We start from the raw sequence: 15,855 nt of genomic DNA, 5'->3' as shown, positions 1-15,855 counted from the left end.
GGACTGGTGGGTCGAAGGGGCGCGGCCTCGGCCGCCTCCCCTCGGATCGGAGTGGCCGCCCGGCGGGGCGGTGGACCTCGCTCGGGTACGTGAGGCTCACTCCGCAGGACTCATCCGTGCGCCAGCATCCCGGTGCGGAGGCGGCCGAGCAGATGGGTCAGGAGCCGGGAGACGTGCATCTGGGAGATGCCGAGCTGCCGGCCGATCTCGGACTGGGTCATCTCCTGGCCGAAGCGCATGGCCACGATGGACCGGTCGCGGTCGCTGAGGTCTTCGAGCAGGGGCGCCAGCGCATGGAGATCCTCGACCCTCTCGATGGCGGGATCGATGTCCCCTTCGGTGTCGCCGTAGGTGACGGCCGACGCGTTGTCCTGTTCGCTCCCGACGGGCTTGTCCAGGGATCCCGCGGTGTATCCGTTCGAGGCGACGAGGCCCTCGATGATCTCGTCTTCGCTGAGTTCCAGATGGCGGGCGAGTTCCTGGACGGTGGGATCCCGGTCCAGCCGTCCGGCGAGTTCCTCCTTGGCCTTGGCCAGGGTGACGCGCAGCTCCTGAAGGCGGCGCGGTACATGGACCGCCCAGGTGGAGTCGCGGAAGAAACGCTTGATCTCCCCGACGATGTAAGGGATGGCGAAGGAGGTGAACTCCACCTCCCGGCTGAGGTCGAACCGGTCGATCGCCTTGATCAGGCCCACCGTTCCGACCTGGATGATCTCCTCCATCTCGCCGCTGCCACGGCTGCGATACCGGCGTGCGGCGAAGTGGACCAGTGACAGGTTCGTCTCGATCAGGGTGTTACGCGCGTACTGGTACTCGTGCGTGCCCTCTTCCAGCACCCTCAGCCGCTCGAAGAAGATGGTGCTGAGAACGCGAGCGTCCTTCGGAGCCACCTTGCGAGGGTCGCGGATCTGCGGGAGCGGTGCGTGCGGCGCATCCGTGGCCAAGGCCGGAGCCGTCGTGGATATCGGCATTGCGATGATTCCCCTGCCCCAGAAGCTGCCGCGGAGACCCGACGGCATACGGGCCACCTACCCGTATCGGGACGCAGTACGCAGATCTGGGCAACGGGCCTGTTCGAGCGCTACCGCTGGTCCTCGCGATCAGGGCGCATCCAGCCCGACCGGCCGTGTCCAGGATCGGACCGGTGGGATCCCGTGAGCCGGTCGCTCTGCTCGTACTGTGTCCGGTCCGCGTCCCCTCGCGGAGGCCCCGCACCGTCGGCATCCCTCGCCGGTACCGGTCGGCCGCGTGGCGCAGGTGCCTGCTCCCGGGACGGACGGACGGTGCGCGGCGGTGCGTCGTCCCGGACCGGAGCGCTCCGACCGGGGCCGGCACTCGTGTCGGATCGAGCCCCGGCCGCGCCGGGGCGGTCGGCCTCGCTCCCCGTTGCCACGTCCCGCGCGGCCGTACCGTAGGCGTCCTCGACCCCGGCGCGGTGACGCTCCGCGTCCTCACGGTCCAGCGCGTCCTGTGCTCGCCCCTCCTGCTCACGCCGCGCACGGCGCACCGTCCTGCGCTCGCGCCCGCTCATGACGGCCGAGCCGATCAGCATGAGGAGACCACCCAGCAGAGCCAGCCCCACACCGCTGCCGAGGCCGTCGCTGTCGCCCGTCACGGTCAGGCTGCCTTGAGCCTGCGCCTGGCGAACCATCCAGAGAACGGCGAATCCGAGCGTGATGATCCCGGCGACCAGGACAAGAAGTCTTGACCGGAACGCGACGCCGAGAACGGTGAGAAGCGCTCCGACGAGAAGCGGCAGGAACATGGATGCGAAGAGGCCCGCGCCAGAATCTGTGACGCCGGCCCCGGTGAACAGCTCCCATACCCGGAAGTCGCGTCCGAGCCGTCCGTCGTTCCAGTTGCGGAAGGGAGCCCAGAGCGCCGCAGCCGCGCCGAGTACGGCCAGAACAAGTCCTACGGTGTTGCGGATACCCCGTACCATGCCGCGACCTCCCGGCAAGTCGGATCGGTGCACGCAGCCCTCACATGCCGTATTCCTCCCTGGTTCTCACGGTACGCTCGGCCCGAACGCCCTGCCATACGGCTCGGTCGCCGGTGGCCTGGCCTGCGTGGCGGTTCTCCAGGGGCACCACTCCGGCCGGGTCCACCGCTTCACCGAGACCGCCCGAGGTGCCACTCCGCCGACGGGGATCCGGCGTCCGACGGATCGGGCCCCGGATCCGTCCCGTTGGGGTCGGCGTCGAGCACGCCGCAACGCCGTCCATGCGTGAGCGATGCGTGAGCGGACGTTCCGGCACAGCCCGCTCGCGTCCGGACCGCGCGGCACCGAGCACCCCCTCCGACCAGTCGTTTCGGGACGCGGCGGCAGCGCCCGGCACCACCCACCCGACCCCAGCGGGGACTTTTAATCCGTTGGTTGTGGGTTCGATTCCTACACGGCCTACTGACAGCGGGGCGGGGGCACCTCCTCCGAATTGCACCGAAGCGCCTCCACCCCGTCATCCGGGTGGAGGCGCTTCCCCGTCTGTTCAGCGGGCGCGGAGCTCGGCCAGTGTGTGGTCGAGGTCGGCGGGGCGCGGCCGGTTGTGGGGGAGCTTGGCGAGTATCGCCGCCATGCCGCAGGTGTTGGTGAGGGCGGAGAAGACCAGTCCGACGGCGATGCCGGCCGAGAGGATCTGGAACGCCGGGTGGATGAGGACTCCCAGCAGGAGGCCGAGCAGGACGACGGTTCCGGCGGTGAAGCGGACCTGACGTTCCATCCCCCAGGTCGCGCGGGTGGGGTCTTGGGCGCGGTGCAGTTCGTGGCCGTCGGCCGCCCAGGCGGTGGTGCCTCCGGAGAGCGTGGCGGCGGGAATGCGGTGGTCGGCCAGGATGCGGCAGGCGTTCTCCGACCGTGCGCCGGAGGCGCAGACGACCAGGACGTCCCCGTGCTCGGCGGCGCGGCGGATGTCGGGCAGAGCCCGTCGGATGTGGTCGAGGGGGACGTTGAGGGCGCCGGGCACGTGGCCGCCCGCGTATTCGCCGGGGGTGCGGACGTCGATCACGGTCAGCTCGTGCAGGCGCGTGCGGGCTTCACCGGGGCCGAGGGTGGTGGGCGTGGTCATGGCGAGTGTCATCCTTTGTCGTCGGTGGGGCTCCCGCCGGGGGGAGTATCTTTACCCCAGGGGGTATGTGATGAGGAGTGGTGATGGAGCTCGATCTGGCGGGTGCGGAGCTGAAGGCGGTCCTGAACAGGCTTCGCAGGGCGCAGGGGCAGATCTCCGGCGTGATCCGGATGATCGAGGAGGGCCGGGACTGCGAAGAGGTCGTCACGCAGTTGGCGGCGGCCTCCCGGGCGCTGGACCGGGCCGGCTTCGCGATCATCGCCACCGGGTTGCAGCAGTGCCTGACCGAGATGGAGGACGGCAGCCGCACCGGTGAGGACCGTGACGCGATGCGCGCCCGGCTGGAGAAGCTGTTCCTCTCCCTGGCCTGAGCTGTCCGGTACGAGCCGGCGGGCGGCCGGGTCAGACGATCACGTCGATGAGCATGACGGCCGCCACCGCCAGCAGCACGAACGCGAAGACGCGTTGCAGGGCCTGCCCGGTGATCCTCGACGCGAGCCGCTTGCCGTCCCAGGCGCCGAGGATCGCCGCCCCGGCGAACGGGGCGATCACCTCCCAGCGCAGGTCGCCGTCCGCCCCGGTCCGTGCGGTGAGCGCAGCCAGGGAGTTGAGCGAGATGACCAGGAGGCTGGTGCCGACCGCCTGCTTCATCCGCAGGCCGAGCACACCCACCAGGGCCGGTACCGCGAGGAAGCCTCCGCCCACGCCGAGGAACCCGGTCACCGCTCCGAGTCCGGCGCCCGCGCCGGCCGCCCTGGCGGGCCTCACCCGCCCGGCCGGTTCGGAGCCCGTCGGGCGGAGCATCCGCAGGGCGGACAGGGCCGCGAGCACCGAGAAGGCCCCGGTGAGCACGGCGGGCGGCAGACGCCCGGCGGCGGCCCCGGCGAGGAACGCCGGCCCGACGCCCGCCAGGGCGAACAGGACGCCGGTCCTCCAGGCGACGTTGCCGTCGCGGGCGTGGGCGTACAGGGCGGTGGCGGAAGTGGCCGCGACGATGATCAGGGCGGCCGTGGTCGCCGACGCCGGGGAGAAGCCCATCAGATAGATCAGGGCGGGGACCGCGAGGACGCTGCCACCGCCGCCCAGAGCGCCGAGGGCCATACCGATGGCGGCTCCCGCGATCAGGGCGAGGACGAGGGTGCTCATGCTGTCGAGCCGCTGTTCCCGCGCTCGTCGACGACCGGATATCCGGAAGCGGCCCACGCGTCCATGCCGCCCTTCACGTCCACCGCGTCCGCGCCCCGCTCGACCAGGAGCTTCGCCGCCTGCTGCGAGCGGTGCCCGCTGCGGCACACCACCACCAGGGCCCGGCTCCGCGCGGAGGCGGGCAGGGGCGCGCCCGTGATCAGTGCCGTCAACGGGGCGTGTACGGCGTCGGGGGCGTGCCCGGCCCTCCACTCGGGCAGCTCCCGCACGTCCAGCAGAACGGCCTCGGCCCGCTCGCCCGTGGTACGGGCGCGCGCTTCGTCCACGGACAGGCGCGGCGCCCTGCTGTCAAAGAGGAACATCGTCGGTCCGGCCTTTCTCTCGGTTTGCGTTCCGGCGGCGGTTCAGCCGGTGACGACGGTCAGTCCGGCCTCGCCGGCCGCGTCGAATCCGTCGTCGACCGCCACGACCTGCCGCCCGGCGGCGTCCAGCAGGGAGGCGGCGATGCCGGCGCGCATGCCGCCCGCGCAGTGGACCCAGACCGTGCCGTCCGGCACCTCCCCGAGACGGCGGTGCACCTCGTGGACCGGGATGTGGACCGAGCCCTCGATCCAGCCCCCGGCCCGTTCGGAGTCCCGGCGCACGTCCAGCACCACGACCCCGTCCGTGCGCTCAAGCGCGAGTTGCGCGAACGTGGCGCGCGGGAACGAGGCCGGACGCTCCCCCTCGCGCAGCCAGGACCCGGGGCCTCCGGTCGCGGCCGCGGCCGGACGGTCGATGCCGACGCGGACCAACTCGCGCTGAGCCGAAGCCAGTTGTTCGCCGCTCTCGGCGAGCAGGGTGACGGGCTTGCCCCACGGGATCAGCCAGGCGAGATACGTGGCGAGCTTGCCGTCCGCCTCGAAGTTGAACGAACCCGCCACATGTCCCTCGGCGAAGGCGACGCGGTTGCGGAGATCGACCACCCACTCCCCGGCCGCGAGCCGTGCGGCGATCTCCTGCGGGTCGGCGACGGCGGGAGGCGTCAGGTCGACCGGGTCGGGACCGATCGCGTTGGCGGGGCCCATGTGGGCGTAGTAGGCGGGCACGTCCTCCAGTCCGGCGAGCAGGTCGGCGACGAAGGTGTCCACGTCCACGGTCAGCGCGGTGTTCGCGGCCTTCTCCTTGCCGATCGTCGTCGCGTCGCCGTCCGCCGGGGCGGACGAGCAGAAGCTGCCGAACCCGTGCGTGGGCAGCACGGCCGTGTCGTCGGGCAGCGCATCGGCGAGCCGGTGCGCGGACGCGTGCTGGGCGCGTGCCAACTGCTCGGTCAGCCGGGGCTCGACGAGATCGGGCCGGCCGACCGTGCCGATGAGCAGCGAGCCGCCCGTGAACGCGGCCACGGGCCGTCCCGCCTCCCGCAGCACGTACGCGGTGTGGTGCGGCGTGTGCCCGGGCGTCGAGACCGCTGTGAGGGTCAGGCCGGCGTCGATGTCGACCGTGTCGCCGTCGGAGACGGCGGTCCGGGCGAAGGACACGTGCGCCCCCGCCGGTACGAGATAGGCCGCGCCGGTGAGCCGGGCCAGGTGCAGGCCGCCGGTGACGTAGTCGTTGTGTATGTGGGTCTCCACCACGTGGGAGATGCGCACACCGCGCCGCTCGGCCGCGGCCACCACCTGGTCGATGTCGCGCGGCGGGTCCACCGCCACCGCTGACGACGTGCCGCCTGCCAGGTAGCTGCGGTTGCCCAGCCCTTCCAGCTCGATCACGTCCACGAAGAACACGGCGATACTCCTTCGATGCTCGATTACCCCCCGGGGTATGAAATCGACGGTAACACGATTACCCCCGGGGGTATATCTGCGGTCATGGCCGTCACACGGCCCAGGGGGTGCCGACTGCGGTGCTGTCTGCGGTGTCGTCTGCGGCGCTGTCCGCGGTGCCGGCTGGATCGGGGTACGCGAGCGGGTTCCGGGGGCCGCCGCACGGGGCGGGGCGCTCGCTCCTCGGCGGGGGCGACGGTCCGGCGCCGTGAGCGGACTCCGTTCCGGCCGTACGTCGGAACGGTCGGGCCTGCCCTTGGAGGGCGGCGGGGCAGGACTGCGTACGGGCCCTGTGCAGGGATACGTAGCGGTCCGGTCCGGTCCGGTGCGGGGGTGGCGTCGTGGCGTCCCGGGTGGCCGCAACGGTGCGGCAGGCAGGCAGGCGGGAAGGGGCGGGAGCGGAGCTTTTCGCCGGGAGACGGCGGGGCCGGGCCGCCGGGACACGGGACGACCTGCCGGGGGCGGCTGGAACCCGACGCGCGCTCGAACGACCGGAGCGCGGTCCGGCGGAGCGGTAGCCCTGCCGTCGCCTCGGCCCGCGGTAGCCCGCAGCCCGTCTGCACCCGCCCGCCGTCTCGGCCCGACAGCGGCTCGCGCGCCCGCCGCCTCAGCCACGCCCGTCCGCAGTCACCTCAGCCCGCAGCCCGTCCGCCGCCTCAGCCGCAGCCGCCCGCCCGCCGCTTCAGCCGCAGCCGCCCGCCCGAAGCCGCCCGCTCAGCCCGCCCGTACCCCCCGCGCGCAGTGCCCGCTCAGCCCGCCGCGAGTGCCGTCGGCAGGGCGGTGAGTGCGGCGGTGACTCCCTCGCGGCCGAGGCCGCCGCCCTGGGCGGTTTCCGGGGAGCCGCCGCCCCGGCCGTCGAGGAGTCGCTTCACCAGGTCGGAGGCGTTCAGGCCCGACTGGCGGGCCCGCGCGTTCAGGGTCAGGACGAGCGCCCCGTCCTCCGTACCGACCGCGACCGCGCCGGGTGCGTCGGCGGGGAGGCGGTCGCGGACCGCCAGGGCGAGGGCGCGGGCCTCCTGGGCGGTGCCGGACACGGTGGTGGTGACGGTCCGCACCCCGTTCACGTCGGCCGCCGCGCCGGCCAGGTCGCCGGCGCGGGCGGAGGTGGCCTGCTGCTTGAGCCGGGCGTTCTCCCGGTCGGCCGCCTTGAGCCGGTCCAGGAGCCCGGCGATCCGGTCCGGCAGTTCGGCGCGCGGGGCCCCGAGCTGGTCGGCGATCCGGGCCACCAGGTCCCGCTCGCGGGCCAGGTAGCCGAAGCCCTCGATGCCCACGGCCGCCTCCAGGCGGCGCATGCCCGCGCCGACCGAGCCCTCCGAGGTGAGCGCGACCGTGCCGATCTGCGCGGCCCGGTCCACATGCGTGCCGCCGCACAGCTCCCGCGACCAGGCCCCGCCGATCTCGACGACGCGCACCTTCTCCCCGTACGTCTCGTCGAAGAGGGCGAGCGCGCCGATCTCCTTCGCCTCCGGCAGCGTCATCCACCGCACGCCGACCGGCAGATCGCGGCGCAGGGCGCGGTTGGCGGCCTCCTCGATCTCGCTGCGGGCGGTCGTGGACAGGGCGCCGCGCCAGGGGAAGTCGAGGCGCAGGTGGCCGGGCCGGTTGTACGAACCGGACTGGAGGGCGTTCGGCCCGAGGACCTCGCGCAGGGCGGCGTGCAGCACGTGCGTGCCGGAGTGGGCCTGGCGGGCCCCCAGCCGCCACTCGGCGTCGACGGCGGCGTGCACGGTGTCGTCCAGCGCGAGTTCGCCGGCGGTGACCCGGACCTGGTGGGCGACCAGGCCGGGCAGCGGCCGCTGGACGTCCAGGACCTCGGCCTCGGCCGACGCACCGGACAGGACCCCCGCGTCGCTCTCCTGGCCGCCGGACTCGGCGTAGAACGGGGTGCGGTCCAGGACGACGGTGACGACGTCGCCGGTACGGGCCACCGGCACCGGGCCGGCCGGGCCGAGCAGCGCGATCACGCGTGACTCGGTCTCCAGGGTGTCCCAGGCCCGCCAATCGGTGGGTCCGTGCGTGTCGAGCACCGTACGCAGGGCGGTGGTGTCCACGGCCCCGCCGGCCTTGCGGGCGCGGGCGTCCGCGCGGGCCCGCTCGCGCTGCTCGTTCATCAGCGCGGTGAAGCCCTCGCGGTCGACCTCGACGCCCTGCTCGGCAGCCATCTCCAGGGTGAGGTCGATGGGGAAGCCGTACGTGTCGTGCAGGAGGAACGCCTGCGCGCCCGGCAGGGACCGGCCGCCGCTCTCCTTGACCCGGGCGACGGCGGTGTCGAGCACGGTGGTGCCCTGCCGGAGGGAGGAGCGGAACGCGTCCTCCTCGGCCCCCGCCTGCTCGGCGATGCGCGGATACGCGTCGGCGACCTCCGGGTAGCTCGGCGCCATGCAGTCGCGCGCCACCGGCAGCAGCTCCGCCAGCGCCGGGTCCTCGTAGCCCAGCAGCCTCATGGAGCGGACGGCGCGGCGCAGGATGCGGCGCAGGACGTAGCCGCGGCCCTCGTTGCCCGGGGCGGTCCCGTCGGCCTGGAGCATCAGGCCCGTCCGCACGTGGTCGGCGACGACCCGCAGCCGTACGTCGGCCTCCGGATCGGCGCCGTAGCGCACCCCGGCCAGCTCCGCGGCGCGCTGGAGCACCGGGCGGGTCTCGTCGATCTCGTAGAGGTTGTCCACGCCCTGGAGCAGGGTCGCCATGCGCTCCAGGCCCATGCCGGTGTCGATGTTGCGGCGGGGCAGCTCGCCGAGGATCGGGTAGCCGGACTTGCCGGGGCCCGCGCCGCGCTCGTACTGCATGAAGACCAGGTTCCAGAACTCCATGTACCGGTCCTCGTCGACCGCCGGGCCGCCCTCCCGGCCGAACGCCGGGCCGCGGTCGTAGTACAGCTCGGAGCAGGGCCCGCACGGTCCGGGGACGCCCATGGACCAGAAGTTGTCCTCGTCGCCCCGGTCCACGATCCGCTCGTCGGGCAGCCCCGCGACCCGGCGCCAGATGCCGCGCGACTCGGTGTCGGAGTGGTGGACGGTGACCCAGATCCTGGCCGGGTCCAGGCCGTAGCCGCCCTCGGCCTGCGGGCTCGTCGACAGCTCCCAGGCGTAGGCGACGGCCTCCTCCTTGAAGTAGTCGCCGAAGGAGAAGTTGCCGTTCATCTGGAAGAACGAGCCGTGCCGGGTGGTGCGGCCGACCTCCTCGATGTCCAGGGTCCGCACGCACTTCTGCACGCTGGTGGCCCGTTCCCACGGCGGGGGCGCCTCACCGGCGAAGTACGGCTTGAACGGCACCATCCCGGCGTTGACGAACAGCAGCGTCGGGTCCGGGGTGGGGAGGGGCGCGCTGGGCACGACGGTGTGGCCGCGGGCGGCGAAGAAGTCGAGGAAGCGGCTGCGGATGTCGGCGGTACGCACAAGAAGTCCTTCGGTCGGTCTGTGGGGGAGGGCGGCCGGTCACCGAGGGCGCGCGGCGGCGGTACGGGCCCTGGCCGGCGCGGGGGCCGGGGCCGGGTGGAGCGCGGCGTACTCCAGCGGCGCCGACGGGTCGATCGACACGTCCAGCTTCGCCGGAGCCGCGCCCGATCGCACCAGGAGGTCGCCGACGGCGGCGATCATCGCCCCGTTGTCCGTGCACAGCGTCAGCGGCGGCACCCGCAGCTCGACGCCCGCCGCCGCGCACCGCTCCTCGGCCAGGGCCCTGACCCGGGAGTTCGCCGCGACCCCGCCGACGACGACCAGGGTGCGGACGCCGTACTGGCGGCAGGCGGCCAGCGCCTTGCGCGTCAGGACGTCCGCGACGGCCTCCTGGAGCGAGGCGGCCCCGTCGGCCAGCGGCAGGTCCTCGCCGCGCAGGCGGTGCTGCTCGGCCCAGCGGGCGGCAGCGGTCTTGAGCCCGGAGAAGGAAAACGCGTACGGGTCGTCCTTCGAGCCCAGCAACGGCCGGGGGAAGGCGACGGCGCGGGGATCTCCGTCCCGGGCGGCGCGGTCGATGGCGGGCCCGCCCGGATACGGGAGGCCGAAGACGCGGGCGACCTTGTCGAAGCACTCGCCCGCGGCGTCGTCCACGGTGTCGCCCAGGTGCAGGATCGGGTCGCGCACCAGGTCGCGCACCAGCAGCAGCGAGGTGTGGCCGCCGGAGACGATGAGGACCACGCACGGATCGGGCAGCGGCCCGTGCTCCAGGGTGTCGGCGGCCACGTGCCCGGCCAGGTGGTGCACTCCGTACAGCGGTACGCCCGCCGCGTACGCCAGCGACTTCGCCCCGGCCAGACCGACCTGGAGCGCGCCGGACAGACCGGGCCCGGTGGTCACCGCGACCGCGTCGACGCCGCGCAGCCCGATACCCGCCTGCGCCAGGGCCTCCCGGACGACCGGGGTGAACGCCTGGAGGTGCGCGCGGGCGGCGATCTCCGGCACGACCCCGCCGAAACGGGCGTGCTCGTCCATGCTCGACGCCACGACGTGCGCGAGCAGCCGCCCGCCGGAGACGATCCCCACCCCCGTCTCGTCACACGACGACTCGACGCCCAGCACCACCGGAGTCCGCACGGGAGCCTCTTCTCGCACAGTGTTCGTTATTGCAATCTCTATGCAACAAGGTACTCGCCCGCCGAGGGAGACGGCGGGCCGGAAGGCCCCCGCGCTGGGGCGCCCCGGAGTAATTGGTCATCGGCACTCCGGGAATGCCGTAGAGTTGTGTTCACCGACGCGGGGTGGAGCAGCTCGGTAGCTCGCTGGGCTCATAACCCAGAGGTCGCAGGTTCAAATCCTGTCCCCGCTACTGAAGGCCCGGGCCCGGCACGCAGACAGCGTGCCGGGCCCGAGTCGTTTCCCGGCCTGCCCCGGTGCGGCCCGCCCCGGCCCGGTGCTTGCGGGGTTGACCTTGACGCAGCGTCAAGATCTAGCGTTTCCGGCATGGAGTGGTCCATCCAGGAAATCGCCCGCCGGGCCGGCACCACCAGCCGCACGCTCCGGCACTACGGGGAGCTCGGGCTCCTCGCCCCGAGCCGGGTGGGGAGCAACGGCTACCGCTACTACGACCAGGACGCCCTCGTCCGGCTGCAGCGCATCCTGCTGCTGCGCGAGCTCGGGCTCTCGCTGCCCGCGATCAAGGACGTGCTGGCGGGGCAGCGGGACACGGCGGTGGCACTGCGGGCGCATCTGCGGCTGCTCGAACAGGAGCAGGCGCGCATCGGGCGGCAGATCGCCTCGGTGCGGACCACGCTCCACAAGACGCTGGAGGGGACGGAACTCATGGCCGAAGAAGTGTTCGACGGGTTCGACCACACGGTCCACGAGCAGGAGGTGACCGAGCGCTGGGGCCGGGAGGCGTACGCGGCGGGCGACCGCTGGTGGCGTTCGCTGGGGGCGGCGGAGAAACGGGCGTTCCAGGACGAGCACGAGGTGATCGCCCGCGACTGGGGCCGCGCCCGCGGAGCGGGGCTCGCCGCCGACGGGCCCGAGGCGCAGGAGATCGCCCGGCGGCACTGCGCGTGGCTGGCGCAGTCGTCGTCCCGCGCGCCCGGCCGGTCGTACGTGATCGGGCTCGGCGAGATGTACGCCGCCGATCCCCGGTTCGGGAAGAACTACGATCGCCACGGAGACGGCACCGCCGCCTTCGTACGGGACGCGCTGACGGTCTACGCGGAACACCGGCTCTCCGACTGACCACGGACGGCCGAGCCGCCACCCGCACTCCCCCTATTCGGCCGATGAGGAGTCGCCGCTCGGCGCGGCTCCGGGAAGCCTGGGCGGGGCGCGGTACCGTCCGCAGCCGTGGGTGGACCGGGCAGGAGTGCACAGGTGGGGATGGGCGAGGAGCGACGGCGGGGAGCGGGGCGGGGCGTCGACGCCGTCGGCCGCGCGGTGTTCGGTTCGCCGGACGACACCGGGACGTCCGGCAGCAGAGGCTCCCGGCGGTTCGTCCGGATGCTGCCGGCGCTGCTGATCGTCGGCGGGCTGCTCTTCGATTCACTGGCCCCGACCAACTTCACGGCCGTCCCCCTGTTCGTCGCGGCCCCGCTGATCGCCGCGCCGTTCTTCTCGCTCTCCCGGACCGTCCGCACGGGCGTCGCCTCGGTCCTGTCCGTCATCGCGATGCGGCTCTCCGACGGCACCTCCACCCGGGTGGTCCCGGTCATCGAGATGCTCACCGTGCTCACCACCGCCGTGCTGGCCGTCTTCATCAACGGCGTCGTGCGGCGCGGCAACGAGCAGTTGGCCTCGGCCCGGGTCATCGCGGAGACCGCCATGCGGGCCGTGCTGCCAACCCCGGCGGAGCGGATCGGCGGGCTCCAGGTGGCCGCCCGGTACGAGGCGGCGCAGGCGGACGAGTTCGTGGGCGGCGACCTGTACGCCGTCGCCGACACCCCGTACGGCGTCCGCGTGGTGGTCGGGGACGTGCGGGGGAAGGGGCTCGGGGCCGTCGAGGCGGTGGCGGTGATCATCGGGTCGTTCCGGGAGGCGGCCGAGCAGGAGCGTTCGCTGGAGGGCGTGGCGCAGCGGCTGGAGCGGGCGCTGGCACGGGAGGGGACGCGGCGGTACGGGCTGGACGCCATGGAGGGGTTCATCACCGCCGTCCTGGCCGAGATCCCGCCCGGCGCGACCTCGCTCCGCGTCGTGAACCGGGGCCATCCCGAGCCGATCCTGTTGCACGCGGACGGCGCCCTGGAGGTGCTGGCGCCCTCGGTGCCCGCACTGCCGCTGGGCATGGACCTCGGGGCGTGGCCGGACCGGGCCGACGTGTGGGAGATGCCCCCGGGGGCGACGCTCCTCGCCTTCACCGACGGCCTGTCCGAGGCCCGGAACGCCGACGGGGTCTTCTACGATCCGGCGGCCCGGCTGCGCGGCCGGATCTTCCCGGGGCCGGAGGAGCTGCTGTCGGCGCTCACCGACGACGTACGGCTGCACACGGGCGGGCGGGCCACGGACGACATGGCGCTGCTCGCGGTGGGCCGGCCGGCGGAGGGGCAGCCGGTGCGCCGGACGACGGTGCCGATCGTGGGCCGGGGCGACGGGCCCGGCGAGGGGTAGCACGGAGCCCGCGGTGGCGGTCCGGCCGACGGGCGGAACGCGCGGTGGTGGTCCGGCGGGCGCGGGGCGGTCCGGACGTGGTGCGGAGGCGTGTTCAGGGGTGCGGGCCGATACCACGCTGGGTGATCGAAGGACGCCGCTCCGCATAACGTTTGACACACCGTCATAAAAAGGGGTGTCGCTGAACGACGGTCAGGTCGCCCGATTCCACCCGCTTGTGCCCCGTACATCCCCGTCCTGTTCGTTAATGATCAACAGGAACAGCTTGGAATCGGGCCCGGGTGTCTATTAACGTTCGATAACGCAGCGCGGTCGTCACAGCCGTCGTCAGGGACGGCGCCGCGCGCGAGCGCCGAATTCCGCGAGGAAACCGGGGAACCACGTTCCTTGGGGTGAATCGGACGCCTGCGTCTCGTCAGAGGCGGAGGGGCCCGTAGGAGACCTTCCTGCTCCGAACCCGTCAGCTAACCCGGTAGGCGAGAAGGAAGGAAAGGAGTGCGCCCACGTGGCGTCCAACCAGCCTGCCCCTGAGGCCGTTTCACCCTTCAACGCGGACGTCTACGGCGGCGCGGAGCGGTCCGTTGGCGAGTGGAACCCCACCGAGGACACCATCCGCCCCGTGCGCGGCAGGCACCGCGTGGCCAAGCAGCGAGGTCTCGCGCGCAGCTCCACCGTCCTCGGGGTCGGCGTCATGGCGGCCGTCGGAGCGGGTGGCATCGCCACCGCTCAGGACAAGGCCCCGGTCTCCATCTCCCTTCCCGATTCCATCGCGGACAATCTTCCCGACGCCAAGTCCCTTCCCGGCGTAGGGGCGTTCATGTCCGACGACGCGGAGACCGCTCCGGTCGCCGCGCCGATCACCAACGCCGGTCTCACCACCGCCGAGGTGGAGAGCGGCGCCGACGCGGGCGAGGCCCTGCGCGCCCGGATCCTCCAGCAGGCCGAGCAGCAGCAGGCCGCCGCCGACGCCGAGGCCAAGGCCGCCGCCGAGAAGGCCGCCGCCGAGGAGGCCGCGGCGGAGGCCGCGAAGCAGCAGGACGAGGCCGAGAAGAAGGCCGCCGCCGAGAAGAAGGCGGCGGAGGAAGCGGCGAAGAAGAAGGCGGAGGAGGAGCGGCTCGCCAAGCTCGCCGCCAGCTTCTCCCTGCCGACCTCCTCGTACACGATCACCTCGACCTACGGGCAGTCCGGTGCCATGTGGTCCTCCGGCCAGCACACCGGCCTCGACTTCGCCGGATCGACGGGCGCGCCGCTCAAGGCCGTGCACAGCGGCACCATCACGTCGGCCGGCTGGTCCGGTTCGTACGGCTACCGCACCGTGCTCCAGCTGGAGGACGGCACGGAGATCTGGTACGCGCACCAGTCCTCGATCGACGTCTCCGTCGGCCAGAAGGTGACCACCGGTCAGACGATCGGCCGCATGGGCGCCACCGGCAACGTCACCGGCACCCACCTCCACATGGAGGTCCGGACCGCCGACGGCTCCGCGATGAACCCGATGGCCTGGCTCAACAGCAAGGGCCTGCAGGTCTGAACACCCCGGACCGGCCGCTCGCCGGTCCCCGGCCGGCGGTCTTCCTCCGCCGGCCCTCCCCGAAACCCCGGCAGCCCTGACGCACACCCCCCGACGTCAGGGCTGCCGGTCTGCTCAGGGGGCTCACGCGGCCGCCCGACGGGCCCGCCCCACATCCGCGCCCGGGCCCGCCCCATGTCCGCGCCCGGTCCGCACCACCCCCGCGTACGGGCCCGTACCACCCCCGCGTACGGGGCACCGCTCCGTACGCCCCGGCCCCACCGCGTACGGCCCCGTCGCCGCCCCGGATGGCGTACGCGGTGGAATACCGTCCCCGGGCGCGCCCGTTGGACCCTCACATGACTTCACCGCGCATCCCCCTCGGCACCTCCGGCCTCCAGGTCTTCCCGCTCGCCCTCGGCGGCAACGTCTTCGGCTGGACGGCCGACCAGGAGCAGTCCTTCGCCGTCCTGGACGCCTACGTGGCGGCCGGCGGCAACTTCATCGACACCGCCGACGTGTACTCCGCCTGGGTCGACGGCAACCGGGGCGGCGAGTCGGAGACCGTCATCGGCGACTGGCTCGCCTCCCGCGGCAACCGGGACGACGTCCTCGTCGCCACCAAGGCCGGCGCCCACCCCGACCACCGGGGCCTGTCCGCCGGTGCGGTCAAGGGCGCCGTCGACGCGTCGCTGACCCGGCTCCGTACCGACCGCATCGACCTCTTCTACACGCACTTCGACGACGAGAGCGTCCCCGTCGAGGAGATCGTCACCACCCTCGACCAGTTGGTGAAGGACGGCAAGGTGCGCCACATCGCCGCCTCCAACATCAGCCCCGAGCGGCTGCGGGCCTCCCTCGACTTCTCCGAGCGCGAGGGCCTCGCCCGGTACGTCGCCCTCCAGCCCCACTACAACCTGGTCTCCCGCGACACCTATGAGGGCGCGCTCCAGGACACGGCGGCCGCCGCCGGACTCGCCGCCGTCCCGTACTACGCGCTCGCCTCGGGCTTCCTCACCGGCAAGTACCGCCCCGGAACGCCCGTCGAGAGCGCCCGGTCCGCGACGGCGGGCGGTCACCTGGAGTCGGAGCGGGGGCGCAAGGTGCTGGCGGCGCTCGACCGGGTCGCCGGGGAGCGCGGCGCGGAGATCGCGACCGTCGCCCTCGCCTGGCTCGCCGCACAGCCGACCGTGGCCGCCCCGATCGCCTCCGCCCGTACGGTCGAACAGCTCCCCGCCCTCCTCGCGGTCGCCGGACTCCGGCTGACGGACGAGGAGATCGCGCTGCTCACCGAGGCATCCGCCTGACGTGCGCGGGGT

At 73.2% G+C, this 15,855-nt stretch carries 13 protein-coding genes, 1 tRNA gene and 1 riboswitch; of the genes, 6 read left to right on the top strand and 8 right to left on the bottom strand.

Annotated features, from left to right (window positions below; translation table 11 throughout):
- Positions 1–110: 110 nt before the first annotated feature.
- The 3 genes from IF19_RS0128505 to IF19_RS0128495 form a co-directional block, all read right to left on the bottom strand.
- Entirely contained in the window at positions 111–971 is an 861-nt protein-coding gene (locus IF19_RS0128505) for a SigB/SigF/SigG family RNA polymerase sigma factor (RefSeq protein ID WP_030117301.1), read from the bottom strand.
- A 110-nt stretch (positions 972–1,081) separates the two neighbouring features.
- Positions 1,082–1,975, bottom strand: a complete 894-nt coding sequence (locus IF19_RS1000000137200) for a hypothetical protein (RefSeq protein ID WP_136975154.1) — start codon at positions 1,973–1,975, stop codon at positions 1,082–1,084.
- Between the two features lie 514 nt (positions 1,976–2,489).
- Complete coding sequence (locus IF19_RS0128495) at positions 2,490–3,065, bottom strand: rhodanese-like domain-containing protein (protein ID WP_030117303.1); 576 nt, start codon at positions 3,063–3,065, stop codon at positions 2,490–2,492.
- Positions 3,066–3,148: 83 nt separating this feature from the next.
- Here IF19_RS0128495 and IF19_RS0128490 point away from each other — a divergent pair, with 83 nt between their 5' ends.
- Entirely contained in the window at positions 3,149–3,436 is a 288-nt protein-coding gene (locus IF19_RS0128490) for a metal-sensitive transcriptional regulator (protein ID WP_030117304.1), read from the top strand.
- Between the two features lie 31 nt (positions 3,437–3,467).
- On the opposite strand, the gene IF19_RS0128485 is transcribed toward IF19_RS0128490, so the two are convergent.
- The 5 genes from IF19_RS0128485 to tsaD form a co-directional block, all read right to left on the bottom strand.
- Positions 3,468–4,211: a sulfite exporter TauE/SafE family protein gene (locus IF19_RS0128485; RefSeq protein WP_030117305.1), complete on the bottom strand. Its 744-nt coding sequence runs from the start codon at positions 4,209–4,211 to the stop codon at positions 3,468–3,470.
- On the bottom strand, positions 4,208–4,573 hold the full coding sequence (locus tag IF19_RS0128480) for a rhodanese-like domain-containing protein (protein ID WP_030117306.1): 366 nt from the start codon (positions 4,571–4,573) through the stop codon (positions 4,208–4,210). Before IF19_RS0128480 ends, IF19_RS0128485 begins: the two co-directional genes overlap by 4 nt.
- A gap of 42 nt (positions 4,574–4,615) precedes the next feature.
- The gene (locus IF19_RS0128475; RefSeq protein ID WP_030117307.1) at positions 4,616–5,974 is read right to left on the bottom strand and encodes an MBL fold metallo-hydrolase; all 1,359 of its coding nucleotides are present in this window, start codon (positions 5,972–5,974) and stop codon (positions 4,616–4,618) included.
- Between the two features lie 788 nt (positions 5,975–6,762).
- Positions 6,763–9,408: an alanine--tRNA ligase gene (gene alaS / locus IF19_RS0128470; protein WP_030117308.1), complete on the bottom strand. Its 2,646-nt coding sequence runs from the start codon at positions 9,406–9,408 to the stop codon at positions 6,763–6,765.
- A 39-nt stretch (positions 9,409–9,447) separates the two neighbouring features.
- On the bottom strand, positions 9,448–10,530 hold the full coding sequence (gene tsaD, locus IF19_RS0128465; protein WP_032746935.1) for a tRNA (adenosine(37)-N6)-threonylcarbamoyltransferase complex transferase subunit TsaD: 1,083 nt from the start codon (positions 10,528–10,530) through the stop codon (positions 9,448–9,450).
- A gap of 170 nt (positions 10,531–10,700) precedes the next feature.
- On the opposite strand from tsaD, the gene IF19_RS0128460 reads away from it, so the two are divergent.
- The 5 genes from IF19_RS0128460 to IF19_RS0128440 all read left to right on the top strand — a co-directional run bounded on the left by IF19_RS0128460 (position 10,701) and on the right by IF19_RS0128440 (position 15,843).
- Positions 10,701–10,774, top strand: a tRNA-Met gene (locus IF19_RS0128460).
- 134 nt (positions 10,775–10,908) lie between these two features.
- Entirely contained in the window at positions 10,909–11,661 is a 753-nt protein-coding gene (locus IF19_RS0128455; RefSeq protein ID WP_030117310.1) for a MerR family transcriptional regulator, read from the top strand.
- A 141-nt stretch (positions 11,662–11,802) separates the two neighbouring features.
- Positions 11,803–13,026: a PP2C family protein-serine/threonine phosphatase gene (locus tag IF19_RS0128450; RefSeq protein WP_030117311.1), complete on the top strand. Its 1,224-nt coding sequence runs from the start codon at positions 11,803–11,805 to the stop codon at positions 13,024–13,026.
- Between the two features lie 340 nt (positions 13,027–13,366).
- Positions 13,367–13,520, top strand: a riboswitch (cyclic di-AMP (ydaO/yuaA leader).
- A gap of 11 nt (positions 13,521–13,531) precedes the next feature.
- Complete coding sequence (locus tag IF19_RS0128445) at positions 13,532–14,557, top strand: M23 family metallopeptidase (protein ID WP_030117312.1); 1,026 nt, start codon at positions 13,532–13,534, stop codon at positions 14,555–14,557.
- Positions 14,558–14,895: 338 nt separating this feature from the next.
- A complete protein-coding gene (locus IF19_RS0128440; protein ID WP_030195964.1) occupies positions 14,896–15,843 on the top strand; it encodes an aldo/keto reductase in 948 nt (315 codons plus the stop codon).
- The last annotated feature ends 12 nt before the right edge of the window (positions 15,844–15,855 follow it).

Source organism: Streptomyces californicus (assembly GCF_000717645.1).
Taxonomy (GTDB): Bacteria; Actinomycetota; Actinomycetes; order Streptomycetales; family Streptomycetaceae; genus Streptomyces; species Streptomyces californicus.
The sequence above is the reverse complement of the archived record's forward strand: the minus strand, read 5'-3'. Positions and strand labels throughout refer to the sequence as shown.

What these genes read in the sequence shown, in the direction of transcription:
- IF19_RS0128455 (WP_030117310.1), top strand. Translation starts at nt 10,909, where the DNA reads ATGGAGTGGTCCATCCAGGAAATCGCCCGCCGGGCCGGCACCACCAGC.
- IF19_RS0128490 (WP_030117304.1), top strand. Translation starts at nt 3,149, where the DNA reads ATGGAGCTCGATCTGGCGGGTGCGGAGCTGAAGGCGGTCCTGAACAGG.
- IF19_RS0128480 (WP_030117306.1), bottom strand. Translation starts at nt 4,573, where the DNA reads ATGTTCCTCTTTGACAGCAGGGCGCCGCGCCTGTCCGTGGACGAAGCG.
- IF19_RS0128505 (WP_030117301.1), bottom strand. Translation starts at nt 971, where the DNA reads ATGCCGATATCCACGACGGCTCCGGCCTTGGCCACGGATGCGCCGCAC.
- IF19_RS0128450 (WP_030117311.1), top strand. Translation starts at nt 11,803, where the DNA reads ATGGGCGAGGAGCGACGGCGGGGAGCGGGGCGGGGCGTCGACGCCGTC.
- IF19_RS0128495 (WP_030117303.1), bottom strand. Translation starts at nt 3,065, where the DNA reads ATGACCACGCCCACCACCCTCGGCCCCGGTGAAGCCCGCACGCGCCTG.
- IF19_RS0128485 (WP_030117305.1), bottom strand. Translation starts at nt 4,211, where the DNA reads ATGAGCACCCTCGTCCTCGCCCTGATCGCGGGAGCCGCCATCGGTATG.
- IF19_RS0128440 (WP_030195964.1), top strand. Translation starts at nt 14,896, where the DNA reads ATGACTTCACCGCGCATCCCCCTCGGCACCTCCGGCCTCCAGGTCTTC.